The 12,079-nt window shown below is 65.6% G+C and carries 12 protein-coding genes; 7 read left to right on the top strand and 5 right to left on the bottom strand.

Annotated elements, in window-relative coordinates; genetic code table 11:
• Position 1: 1 nt before the first annotated feature.
• Complete coding sequence (locus tag J2T21_RS10645) at positions 2-235, bottom strand: hypothetical protein (protein ID WP_307581238.1); 234 nt, start codon at positions 233-235, stop codon at positions 2-4.
• 262 nt (positions 236-497) lie between these two features.
• Here J2T21_RS10645 and J2T21_RS10640 point away from each other — a divergent pair, with 262 nt between their 5' ends.
• A complete protein-coding gene (locus J2T21_RS10640; protein ID WP_307581236.1) occupies positions 498-872 on the top strand; it encodes a VOC family protein in 375 nt (124 codons plus the stop codon).
• A gap of 56 nt (positions 873-928) precedes the next feature.
• Here J2T21_RS10640 and J2T21_RS10635 read toward each other — a convergent pair whose 3' ends face one another.
• From J2T21_RS10635 to J2T21_RS10625, 3 genes are all read right to left on the bottom strand, one after another.
• Positions 929-1,396: a hypothetical protein gene (locus tag J2T21_RS10635; RefSeq protein ID WP_307581234.1), complete on the bottom strand. Its 468-nt coding sequence runs from the start codon at positions 1,394-1,396 to the stop codon at positions 929-931.
• Positions 1,397-1,876: 480 nt separating this feature from the next.
• Positions 1,877-2,533, bottom strand: coding sequence for a DUF6318 family protein (locus J2T21_RS10630; protein WP_307581232.1), 657 nt, complete (start codon positions 2,531-2,533; stop codon positions 1,877-1,879).
• 145 nt (positions 2,534-2,678) lie between these two features.
• Positions 2,679-3,956, bottom strand: coding sequence for an MFS transporter (locus J2T21_RS10625; protein WP_307581395.1), 1,278 nt, complete (start codon positions 3,954-3,956; stop codon positions 2,679-2,681).
• A 144-nt stretch (positions 3,957-4,100) separates the two neighbouring features.
• Between J2T21_RS10625 and J2T21_RS10620 the strand changes: the two genes are divergently transcribed.
• Positions 4,101-4,649 carry an acyl-CoA thioesterase gene (locus tag J2T21_RS10620; protein WP_307581230.1) on the top strand — a complete coding sequence of 183 codons (549 nt, stop codon included), beginning with the start codon at positions 4,101-4,103 and terminating at the stop codon, positions 4,647-4,649.
• Here the strand turns inward: J2T21_RS10620 and J2T21_RS10615 are convergent.
• A complete protein-coding gene (locus J2T21_RS10615) occupies positions 4,646-5,380 on the bottom strand; it encodes a FadR/GntR family transcriptional regulator (protein ID WP_307581228.1) in 735 nt (244 codons plus the stop codon). The two genes, J2T21_RS10620 and J2T21_RS10615, sit on opposite strands and share 4 nt — an antisense overlap.
• 177 nt (positions 5,381-5,557) lie before the next feature.
• Here J2T21_RS10615 and J2T21_RS10610 point away from each other — a divergent pair, with 177 nt between their 5' ends.
• The 5 genes from J2T21_RS10610 to J2T21_RS10590 all read left to right on the top strand — a co-directional run bounded on the left by J2T21_RS10610 (position 5,558) and on the right by J2T21_RS10590 (position 12,078).
• On the top strand, positions 5,558-7,171 hold the full coding sequence (locus J2T21_RS10610) for an ABC transporter substrate-binding protein (RefSeq protein WP_307581226.1): 1,614 nt from the start codon (positions 5,558-5,560) through the stop codon (positions 7,169-7,171).
• 108 nt (positions 7,172-7,279) lie between these two features.
• Positions 7,280-8,236, top strand: a complete 957-nt coding sequence (locus J2T21_RS10605) for an ABC transporter permease (protein WP_307581224.1) — start codon at positions 7,280-7,282, stop codon at positions 8,234-8,236.
• 4 nt (positions 8,237-8,240) lie between these two features.
• Positions 8,241-10,250: a dipeptide/oligopeptide/nickel ABC transporter permease/ATP-binding protein gene (locus tag J2T21_RS10600; RefSeq protein ID WP_307581222.1), complete on the top strand. Its 2,010-nt coding sequence runs from the start codon at positions 8,241-8,243 to the stop codon at positions 10,248-10,250.
• A complete protein-coding gene (locus tag J2T21_RS10595) occupies positions 10,247-11,053 on the top strand; it encodes an ATP-binding cassette domain-containing protein (RefSeq protein ID WP_307581220.1) in 807 nt (268 codons plus the stop codon). Before J2T21_RS10600 ends, J2T21_RS10595 begins: the two co-directional genes overlap by 4 nt.
• Positions 11,054-11,145: 92 nt before the next feature.
• Positions 11,146-12,078: a dihydrodipicolinate synthase family protein gene (locus J2T21_RS10590; RefSeq protein WP_307581217.1), complete on the top strand. Its 933-nt coding sequence runs from the start codon at positions 11,146-11,148 to the stop codon at positions 12,076-12,078.
• Position 12,079 lies beyond the last annotated feature (1 nt).

Here is a 12,079-nt window from a genome sequence, read left to right as displayed (position 1 = left end):
GTTACCGGCCCTCGGGCAGCGGCAGCGGTTCTGCCAGCGGCTGGCGGGCGGCATCCATGTCGATCCCGTAGTCCTTGGCGAAGACCGTGCGGGTGGAGGTGTAGATGTCCTTGGCGTTCTCGTCGAGGTCGAAGAAGTTAGCTGCCCCGGAGCAGGTTGCGCTTGCCGACCACGCATTGGCCGCCCGGCGCTGACACCTAGGAGTGCTTCGATGCGGGGAAGCATCCGGGTTCACCGAACACGTCCTTGCAGCAATCGCCGTGACCTGCAAAAATTCTTGATGCGCCCCAGATGGGCCGAGCTTCCAGGAGGTCAAGGCAACTCACGTCGTTGCCACAACGCAGCGGTTCACGAACCGCTCTGCACCGTGGTGACGATCTTGCGTTCAGCAAGAGCCCCTCCGTATCCGGCGCACACACTTTTCCACACTGCCTGTCGACTGGGCCAGGTGTTGCCTGCATCCTTCGGATTCACCGATTCGAGAACCAGGAAAAACCATGAGCATTTCTTTCAACCACACCATCATTGCCGCCAAGGACCGCGAGGCCTCGGCGCAGTTCTACATCGACCTCGCCGAGGCCCACCGCATCGAAAGCTGGGGCCCGTTTACCAACCTCCAGCTGGACGACGGGGTCATGCTGCAGTTCGCCGAACCGCCCATCGACTTCCCGCCCCAGCACTACGCATTCCTGGTGGACGATGCGCACTTCGAGCGCACCTACGCGCGGATCCATGAGCGCGGACTTGAACATTGGGCGGACCCGCAGCGAACCCGTCCGGGCCAGACGAACACCGAACATGGCGGCCGCGGCGTCTACCTCTTGGATCCTGCGGGGCACTACATCGAATTCATCACGCGCCCGTACCTGTAACGCGAAGGCGCAGAGCGTTGTCCGCTGCGCAGAAAACGCGGGAGCCCGTAGTGGCGCTACTTGTCGAACAGGGAAGCGCAGCCCGGCGCGTGGGGGGCGTTGTTGCAGTTCTCGGCGACCAGGATCTTCTTGGTCCGCCACACGCTCATCGTGACCTGCTCGCTGGGCACGTTGGCGACGCCCGGGATCGGGGTCCAGGGGCCGCCCTCGGTCGAGTATTCCCCGCGGAACCGGGTGGTCAGGCCGACCCTGAAGTCGCCGGTGTCCTGGTAGACGTGGCTGGTGCTGGTGGGTTCGTCGAAGCCGCGCTCGGCGACCGGGCCGCCGGGGAACGCGAGTGTCCGGGAGGTTCCGTCGCCGTAGGTCCACAGGTAGGAAACGGGGATCGCGCGCACCCGGATATCCTGGTCGAACAGGGTGATGTTGAAATTTTGGGGTTCGGATTCGGCGTACAGGTGGGCGTGCCCGTTGCGCAGCGAGAAGTTCTCGGGCTGGCTGACAATGCTCGAAGCAACAAGCGGCATTCTGCGGAATTGGTCCGGAGTCACCCTTGCAATGTCGTTTTCTGCTCCAGGTACCTCAATCGCCGGTTCAGTCGAGCAATATTGTCGAAGTGAAATGGTCTGCCCGGCGCGAGGCCCGTTGAGCGCCTTAATGAGTCGGGTCAGGGGGTAACTTCCATCGGGACACGGAGCGTCTGTATTGGCAGAGCAGGACCTGATGAGCGTCATCGCGGGACTGCATTCTTGGAAATAGGTCACTTCGTACCGGATCTTGGGGCCGTTGTTGATCGTGTGAGTTCGGCCCGGTTGCTTATCACCGTATGTTTTGCCCTCCGATTGGAAAGGACATCCCGGACCCGTGGCTTCGTATCCGCTGCCATTTGTGGAGTACTCTGCATCCGGACAAGCAAAAGCAACCTCAGCATCCATGCTTACAAAGAAAGCAGCTATTAGCATCAAAGCTGATCCCGTGGCGAAAAACTTCGAGCGGTTCATCTGAGCTCACTTAGAATCGAGCCATTGAAGATTGACGACTTTCCAGCCGTCCGAATATTCAAGAACAAGGGCCCCAACGTCAGCCTTTGCTGTTCCCGGAAGCTTCCCGTTATATTCGCCGTTCCGGTCATAGATCAGTAGATCCTCTCGGTCGAGCCGGAAATTGGCAAGACCGGACTTGCTGTCTGTCACGACAGCCAGCGTTACCTTTGCATCGAGCCTTCCACCCATGGACCAAGCGCCGCTATTCGCGAGTCCGTCGGCTGGATCAATAAAGTTCTCAGCGCATTCGATGCACTGCGGCCGAGTGATTTCTTTCAACTGCTCGGTCTCATTGGTGACATACATGTACTCGAGAACGTCGAACCAATGTTCTGTGAAGGAAATGATCCCCGCTTCAGTTCTTTCCTTTGCAGCATCCGGCATCTTGGGGACTGGCCAGTTCTTTGCGGGGCCTTTGGAACTTCCCGGAACCGGTGTGGGAGTTGGCTTCGCGGTGGGGGTCGGCGACGGCGTCGGAGGCGAACTCGTTGCGGTTGTTGTAGGCGTCGGATGCGATTTGGTCGGCTCGACCGGTTCCGCGTTTCCGGCGCATCCCGCTGCAGTGAGCACGAGCGCGCCGGAGCAGAAGACGAGCATGACCTTCTTGAATTTCGCAAACATGCCAACGGCCTACGATTCGGTTGGAGTCAATTAGCAGACATCCTAGCCCCGTTGCCAAAAGTTTGGGAGAGGTTTTCCACAGGCTCTCCATTCGGGTGCCCGTCCGGTGTCCCGGGCCATGTTGCGGAACATGGCCCGGGACAACTCAGGCGTCGGCCTGCTGCGGTGCGTCCACCCGGTCGAGCGGATGATCGATCTCGTCCCGGTACATTCGCCCTGCAAGCCAAGCCAGGACGCCGATCACGGGTGAGGCCACACCAGCCACCACGAAGATGATCCACAGCGGCATGATTGCGCCCAGCGGGCCGGCAAGCGCCATCGACACGGGCATGAGAGCCAGCGAGACGAAGAAGTCCAACGAGGACACCCGCCCGAGCATGTGGGTCGGAACCCGGCGCTGCAACAGCGTTCCCCAAATGACCTGCCCGAGCCCTCCGGTGATTCCCACGACGACCAACAGCGCGGCCAGCTGCCAGGGGGACCGGGTCAACCCGATGAACGCCAGGGGGATCGTGCCAAAGGCCCAGAACGCCATCATGAAGGTCAGGTAGCGCCGCGGCAGGGGAAGCGATGCGGTGACCATCGAGCCCAGCGCACTGCCGATGCCAAATGCCGCCAGCATGAAGCCGAAGGTCTTTGCATTGCCGTTGAGCTGGTCCTCCACGACGAAGGGGAGCAGAACCTCGATCGGGCCAATGAAACTGAGCACGGCGACGACGGCAAACAACAGGGTCCACAGCAGCCACGGTGTGCCCAGCGTGTAGCTGACCGCCTCGCGGAGGTCGGCCAGGACGCTGGGGCGCTTCTGGTCGGGTTCCAAGTGCGCGTCGTAGGCGCGGTGGTGGCCAAGCAGGTTCAACACCACGAAGGCCACCAGATGGCAGGCGGCAATTCCGACTATCGCCATCGAGGGCGCAAAGGAGGCGACGAGCACCCCGGCGATGGCGGGACCCGCGGCCTGCTGCAGCACCGGTCGGAACATCCCCTCCATGCCGTTTGCGGCCAACAGGTCCTCGGCCGGCAGGATGCGGGGAAGCAGCGCCGAGTACGCGGGGAAGAAGAATGCGGCACCGGCGCCCTGGATGAAACCTGCCACGGCGAGGTGCCAGAGCTGGATGGAGCCGGTGAGTGCAAGGACCGACAGGGTGCTCATCACCGTGAGCGAGACGGCCTCGACGGCGATGATGATTTTCCTGCAGCTGACCCGGTCCGCGGTGATGCCGCCAATGAGCACGAAGCCAAGCAGGCCGAGCGAGGTTGCGGTGGCCACCACCGAAAGCTGGGCCGGGCCGCCGCCCAGGTGCTTGACCTGGTAGACCATTGCCACGGCCCACATTCCATGGGCAAAGACACTGATCGCCATGGCGATGAGCAGGATGCGGTAATCGCGATGGGCGAAGGGTCGAAGCGCGCGCGGGGCCATGGTGTGGGTCCTGAAGATGGATGCGATGTCCGGAGGCACGGTGGTGTCCGGGTTCCATCTTGAATCAACTCATTGATATAAGTCAATCACTAGCACGCCACAAAACGGGCGACAGTTAAGTTACTCATGAGTAGGATGGGGTTCATGCATGCTCTCTTTCGCCTCCTGGTCCTGCTCGCCACTGCCGGCAGGCGCCCCAAGCTGTCCATGTTCGATACCTCCTCGGTGCCGATGCGGGCGCTGCTCACCGACATCGACGTGGCCGGACACATCAACAACGGCATGTACTTCTCGCTCTTCGACCTTGGTCGGTTCGATCTCATGGTGCGCGCCGGGGTGTGGAACGTGATGAGGAAGAACAAGTGGACCCCGGTGGTCCAGGCCGAGACCATTTCCTTCCGCAAGTCCGTGGTCTTCAACCAGAAGTTCACGCAGGAAACCCGCATCCTGGGCATGGACGACAAGTGCATCTACTTTGAGCAGCGGATGGTCGCGGACGGTGAAATCTACGTGCACGCAACGATGGCCACCCGGCTGCTCTCGAAGAAGGGCCCGGTCTCCAACGAGGAGATCCTCGCCGCGATGGGGCTGGAAGTTCCCGCGGACCTGGTGCTGCCCGACTGGGTGGCGCGCTGGCGCGAGGACACCGCGTTGCCCGGGGCCCGAAAGCCGGCGCCGCACTTCTGGGGCTAGCCGGCCGGGGCGTTGAATTCCGCGAGCTGGCCGCGGATCCCGTCGAAGTGGCAGGCGAGCAGCGAGCTGGCCAGCGGCTTGTCGCCTGACTTGACGGCCTCGAATAGTTCGCGGTGCGAATGCGCGGTTTCGGCAAGATGCGCGCGGGTGCTGTCCTTGGCGTCGATGCTCTGGTGGATGGTGCGGTACACATCCCAGAAGACGCCCAAAAGGTTGCTCAGCAGTTGGTTGTTCAGCGGCTCGAACAGGATCCGGTGGAAATTCCTGTCGGCGTCGATGAAGCTGTGGCCGTCGGCCGCGAGCCGCTCCATGTCCACCACGATGGCTTCGAGTTCGGCCAGGTGCTGCTCGGTGATCGCCGACATGGCCGTCCCCACGAGCCCGGCCTCGAGCGCCTGGCGCACGTCCACGAGCTCGTTGGCCTCGTGCCCCTTGTGGCGCAGCGACATCTGCCCGCGGAAGGTCAGCGAGTCGGACAGGGCCACGAGGTTCTCCTCGGCCACGAACATGCCGAAGCCGTGGCGGATTTCCACCACGCCCAGGGCCTGCAGGACCTTGATGGCCTCGCGCAGGGTGTTGCGCCCCACGCCCAGCTCCGCCATGAGCTCCTGCTCGGTGGGCATGGCATCTCCCGGCAAAAGTCCGCGGTCCAGGATCAGGTCGGTGATGTCGGAGGTGAGCGCACGCAGCCTGGCGTGGGCATCGAGACGAGGTGGTCGCGAGACGATCATGAGCGGCTGATTCCCCTTTCGGATGGGCGGTGAAGATTCCCTGCTGAGTCAATGATGATGCAAGGTTTCCACTGTGACGCGGTTGACGTGTGGCGGTGATGGCGCTTACAGTCTATCTCACAGCATAGGACGTCCTACGTCCGACTTTCACCGTCTTGGAAATGAAAGAGATTAGATATGACCATCAAGGATTTGGCCAGCAAGCCCCGTGGCCGTCGTGAATTTCTCAAGATGACCGGCATGCTTGGTGCAGCAGCTGCCTTCTCGGCAACGGTTGCGGCCTGCTCGAGCCCAGGGACCTCAACCGGCGGCAGCGCCGCCGCCACAGGTGCCGCCACCCACCTGGAAGCCGGCATTTCCTACGCCCTGTCCACCGGTTTCGACCCGATGACTTCCTCCGGCGCCACCCCGTTCGCCGCCAACCTGCACATCTTCGAGGGCCTGGTCGACCTGCACCCGGCAACCCGCGAGCCGTACCTGGCACTGGCCGCCGCCGACCCGAAGCAGCTGACCGACACCAGCTGGGAAGTCAAGCTTCGCTCCGGCGCCAAGTTCCACAACGGCGACCCGGTCACCGTGGAGGACGTCGTCTACTCCTTCGATCGCGTCACCGACGCCAAGAACGCCTCGCTGTTCGCGCAGTTCGTGCCGTTCATCAAGTCGGTCAAGGCCAAGGGCGAAGACACCGTCGTGTTCACCCTGAACTACGCCTTCCCGCTCTTCGCCACCCGCATCTCCGTGGTCAAGATCGTCCCGAAGAAGCTCGCCTCCGCGGACCAGGCGGCATTCGACGCGGCCCCGGTCGGCTCGGGCCCGTACAAGCTGGTCTCCGCCACCAAGGACGACAAGATCGTCTTCGAGAAGTTCGCCGACTACAACGGCGCCTACGCTGCCAAGGCGGACACCATGACCTGGTACCTGCTCTCGGACGCCGCAGCCCGCGTCACGGCCGCCGAATCCGGCCGCGTCGCGGCCATCGAGGACGTCCCGTACCTGGACGTCGACCGCCTCAAGTCCAAGATGAACGTCGAATCGGTGCAGTCCTTCGGCCTGCTCTTTTTGATGTTCAACTGCGAGTCCGGCCCGTTCGCCGACAAGCGCGTGCGCCAGGCATTCCACTACGCCACCGACACGCAGACCGTCATCGACCGCGCATTGCTGGGCAACGCCAAGCCGGCCACCTCCTACGTGCAGGAAACCCACCCGCAGTACGTCAAGGCCGCCAACGTCTACGGCTTCGACGCCGCCAAGGCCGAGGCCCTGCTCAAGGAAGCCGGCGTCACCAACCTCGAGATCGAGTTGCTGACCACCGACACCTCCTGGGTCAAGGACATCGCCCCGTTGCTGCTCGAATCCTGGAACAAGCTCCCGGGCGTCACGGTCACCATGCAGAACCTGCAGTCCGGTGCCCTGTACACCGAGCGCGTCGACACCGGAAAGTTCACCATCGTGGCCGCCCCGGGCGATCCCTCGGTCTTCGGCAACGACCTGGATTTGCTGCTGAGCTGGTTCTACCGCGGCGATGTCTGGCCGACCAACCGCTTCCGCTGGTCCAAGGCCGCCGAATACAAGGCGCTGCAGGGCATGCTCGATGCGGCAGTGAAGTCCAAGGACGAGGCCGGTGCCGTCAAGGCCTGGACCGAGGCCATCAACCTGCTCTCCGACCAGGTCCCGCTGTACCCGGTGCTGCACCGCCAGCTGCCGACCGCCTGGGACGAGAAGAAGCTCGAGGGCTTCAAGCCGCTTCCGACCACCGGCATCTCCTTCGTCGGCGTGGCCCCCAAGGCCTAGCCCTCGAACGTTCCGGTTGCGCCGCCGATTCTCCCAAGCCGGCGGCGCAACCGCACCCCTCCTGCAACACCACTTGCCAACTTATTGCCTACCCATCGGAGTTCTTGCGTGGGAACCCTCCTACGGCTGCTGCTACGCCGCCTCGCCGCCCTGCCCCTGATGATCCTGGGAGTCACCTTCCTGGTCTTCATCATCCTTAAACTTGCACCCGGTGACGAGGCCACCTCCGCCCTGGGCGAAGGCGCCAGCGCGGCGGCCAAGGACGCCTACCGCGAGGAGCGCGGGCTCAATGACCCGCTGGTCATCCAGTACGTCTCCTTCCTGGCCCGGCTGATCCGCCTGGACTTCGGCACCACCACCCCGCCGGCCCGCCCGGTCGGCGAAATGATCGCCAACGCGTTCCCGCTGACCCTGCAGCTGACCTTCTTCGGCGTGCTGATCGCCGTGGTTCTTTCCCTGGTCTTCGGCGTGCTCGGCGCCCTCTACCGCGACCGCTGGCCCGACCAGTTGGTCCGCGTCTTCTCGATTGCCGCGATCGCCACCCCGTCCTTCTGGCTGGGCATCCTGCTGATCCAGTGGCTCGCCCTGGGCACCAACCCGCTCTTCCCCTCCGGCGGCGCGGCCGCCGCGGGCACCGGGCTCGGCGGCTGGCTGGCCCACATGACCCTTCCCGCACTCGCACTGGCCATCCCGGTCTCCGCCTCGCTGATCCGCGTGGTGCGCACCTCGATGGTCGAGGAACTGGACAAGGACTACGTCCGCACGGCCATCGGCAACGGCGTGCCGCGCGGCGAGGTGCTGACCCGCAACGTGCTGCGCAACGCGCTGGTCACCCCGGTCACCGTGTTGGGCCTGCGCATCGGGTACCTGCTCGGCGGCGCCGTGGTGATCGAAATGATCTTCTCGCTGCCCGGCATGGGCCAGCTGATCATGAACGGCATCACCAATTCCGACGTGAACCTGGTCCAGGGCGTGGTGCTCGCCATTGCGGTCACCTTCGTGCTGGTCAACATCGCCGTGGACCTGCTCTACCTGCTCATCAACCCGCGCATCAGGACGGTGTAACTTCATGGCTCTCCTCGCCCCCCGCAACGGACTTGTTGCCAGCCTGAGCGCCGGCGGCACGCGCTTCACCGCGCTGCCGCTGGGCTCCAAGATTTCCCTGGCCTTCCTGGTGCTGGTCGCCCTCGCGGCGCTGTTGGCACCCGTGCTGGCCCCGCACGACCCGCTCGCCTCCGGCATCCCCGCCCAGGGCCCCAGCGGCGAAAACCCCTTCGGCACCGACCGGCTGGGCCGCGACATCCTCTCGCGCCTGCTCTTCGGCGCCCAGGCCTCGCTGCTGGTCGGCCTGGGCTCGGTCGCCCTGGCCCTGGTGATGGGCGGCCTGCTCGGCGCCCTTGCCGCCACCAGCGCCAAATGGGCCAACGAGACCATCATGCGCATCATGGACATGCTCATGGCCTTCCCGGGCATCGCACTGGCCGCTGCGCTGCTGGCCTCGCTGGGCAACTCGCTGCCGGTGATCATCCTGTCGATCGCGATCATCTACACCCCGCAGATCGCCCGCGTGGTCCGCGCCAACGTGCTGGCCCAATGGGGCGAGGACTACGTGCGTGCCGAACGCGTGATCGGCGCCGGCCGCTTCTACATCCTGGGCACCCACGTGCTGCGCAACTGCGCCGCCCCGGTGCTGGTGTTCGCCACCATCATGGTCGCCGACGCCATCATCCTCGAGGCCTCGCTCTCCTTCCTGGGTGCCGGCATCCAGGATCCCGCCCCGTCCTGGGGCAACGTGATCTCCTACGGCCGCACCCTGGTGCTCAACGGCGCCTGGTGGGCCACCACCTTCGCCGGCGTCACCATCCTGCTTACGGTGCTGGCGCTGAACATCCTGGCCGAGGGCATGACCGACGCGCTGGTGAACCCCAAGTCCACCAGGAAGTCGGCCTCCACCTCGGAGCGGGCCGCGGCCAAGGCCGCCAAGCCGGCCGTCGACACCGCCGCCCTGGCCCGCCTGCGCGCCGAGCTCGAGCTGCTCGCGGCCACCGAGGCCAAACGCACCGACCGCCTGGTGCTCGATTCCCCGGCCGGGGAACCGAAGACCATCCTGGAGGTGAGGGACCTCTCGATCCGCTTCCCGGCCCGCTTCGGCGAGACCCGGATCGTGGACAACGTCTCCTTCACCGTCCGCGAGGGCGAAACCATGGCGCTGGTCGGGGAATCGGGCTGCGGCAAGTCGATCACCTCGCTGGCCATCATGGGCCTGCTGCCGGACACCGCCGTGGTCACCGGCTCCATCAAGTTCGGGGACAAGGAACTGCTGCCCGTCGGTCCCGACGGAAACCACATCGCCGGGGACGACAAGGTCTACAAGGGCCTGCGCGGCGAGCAGATCGCGATGGTCTACCAGGATGCGCTCTCCTCGCTGAACCCCTCGATGCTGGTCGGCGACCAGCTGCGCCAGCTCACCAAGCGCGGCGGGCGCACCAGCCCCGAGGAACTGCTGCGCCTGGTCAAGCTCGACCCGGTGCGCACGCTGCGCTCCTACCCGCACGAGCTTTCCGGCGGGCAGCGCCAACGCGTGCTCATCGCCATGGCCTTGAGCCGCAGGCCCAAGCTCGTGGTCTGCGACGAGCCGACCACCGCGCTGGATGTCACGGTCCAGAAGCAGGTCGTCGACCTGCTCAACGAACTGCGCGAAACCCTCGGCTTCGCGATGGTCTTCGTCAGCCACGACCTGGCACTTGTCGCCTCGCTGGCGCACCGCGTGACGGTGATGTACGCCGGCCAGGTCGTCGAATCCGGCCCGGTCCCGGCGGTGCTCGCCGCCCCGGCGCACGAATACACCCAGGGCCTGCTCGGCGCGGTGCTCTCGATCGAATCCGGCGCCACGCGCCTGCACCAGATCCCCGGCACGGTGCCCTCCCCGTACTCGTTCGCGGCCGGGGACCGGTTCGCCGAACGCTCCCAGCGGGCCGCGGCGGATCCGAACCGTCCCACCGACTTCGTGCCGGCCGGGGGGCACCCGGAACACTTCTGGGCCAGCCACGAACCAGTTTCCCCAGGAGTCTCGCGATGAGCAACGCATCCACCACCCCCGTCGTTCAGCTGCGCGACATCCACGTGCAGCACCGGGCCCGCGGCGGCAAGCTCTTCTCCCCGAACATCGTCCGGGCGGTCAACGGGGTCGACTTCTCCGTCTCGCGCGGGGAAACCGTGGGCATCGTCGGCGAATCCGGCTGCGGCAAGTCCACCCTCGCCTCGGTGCTGGTGGGCCTGCAGGAACCGACCAGCGGCCAGGTGCTCTTCCGCGGCAAGGACGCCTCCAAGCGCAATGCGGCCGGCCGCAAGGAATTCGGCCGCTCGGTGGCCGTGGTCTTCCAGGACCCCTCCACCGCGCTGAACCCGCGCATGAGCATTTCCGACATCCTCACCGACCCGCTGAAGATCCACGGCATCGGCACCCCCGCCAGCCGCGCGGCCAAGGTCGCGGACCTGCTCTCGGTGGTCGGGCTGCCGGCCTCGGCGGCCTCCGCGATGCCCAACCAGGTCTCCGGCGGGCAGCGCCAGCGCGTGGCCATCGCCCGCGCCCTGGCCCTGGACCCGGATATCATCGTCGCCGACGAGCCGACCAGCGCGCTGGATGTCTCGGTGCGCGCCCAGGTGCTGAACCTGCTCACCGACCTGAAGGCCACGCTGAACCTCGGCATGGTGTTCATCTCCCACGACATCCAGACCGTGCGCTACATCTCGGACCGGATCTGCGTGATGAACGCGGGCAAGATCGTCGAATCCGGCACCGCAGCACAGGTCTTCGAGAACCCGACCGACCCGTACACCCGCACGCTGCTCGGCGCGGCACCCACGCTGCTGCAGCTCTAGACCCGGCGGGCGGGGAACGCGGCACCACACATCCGCGCCCCCGCCCGCCACCTTCCCCACCCCAAGCACCACCCCTAAAGAAAGATTTTCCCGTGGCATTCGCTAACAACCCCAAGTACTCCGGCGTCATCCCCCCGGTCGTGACCCCGCGCACCGCGGAGGGGGCCATCGATGTGGCGGGCCTGCAGGCCGTCGTCGAACACCTCATTTCCGGAGGAGTCACCGGCCTGTTCGTGCTCGGTTCCTCCGGCGAGGTCCCGTACCTGACCAACACCGAGCGCGAGCTCGTGGTCACCACCATCGCCGCCGCCAACGCCGGACGCGTCCCGCTGGTCGTGGGCGCCAACGAGCAGACCACCAACCGCGTCATCGAGGAAGGCCGCAAGATGGTCGACCTCGGCGCCGACGCCCTGGTCGTCACCACCCCGTACTACGCGCTGTCCAACGCCGCCGAGGTCGAGGCGCACTTCCGCGCCATCCACGCCGCGCTGGGCGTGGACATCTTCGCCTACGACGTGCCGGTGCGCACCCACGTCAAGCTGTCGGTGGCCACCGCGGTGGCGCTGGCCACCGACGGGGTCATCGTCGGGGTCAAGGATTCCTCGGGCGACGACGTGTCCTTCCGCCAGCTGCTGCTGGCCACCAAGGACATCGAGGGCTTCTCCGTGTTCACCGGCCACGAGGTCGTCGTCGACGGTGCGCTGCTGGGCGGCGCCCACGGCGTGGTCCCGGGCCTGGGCAACGTCGATCCGGCCGGCTACCGCCGCCTCTTCGACGCCGCGGTCGCCGGCGACTTCGCCACCGCAGCCAAGGAACAGGACCGGCTGGCCCGCGTCTTCGACATCGTCTACACCCCGGACTCGGCACGCGTCTCCGGCGGCGCCGCGGGCCTGGGCGCGTTCAAGACCGCACTGGTCGCCCAGGGCGTCATCGGCTGCAACAAGATGAGCGTTCCGATGGTGGACCTGAACGACTCCGAGGCCGCCGCGATCACCGCGATCCTCGCCGAGACCGGCCTGCTCTAGG

This window comes from Paeniglutamicibacter psychrophenolicus, assembly GCF_030812255.1.
Classification (GTDB): Bacteria; Actinomycetota; Actinomycetes; order Actinomycetales; family Micrococcaceae; genus Paeniglutamicibacter; species Paeniglutamicibacter psychrophenolicus_A.
Note: the sequence above shows the minus strand (reverse complement) of the source record. Positions and strands in the feature narration are given on the sequence as shown.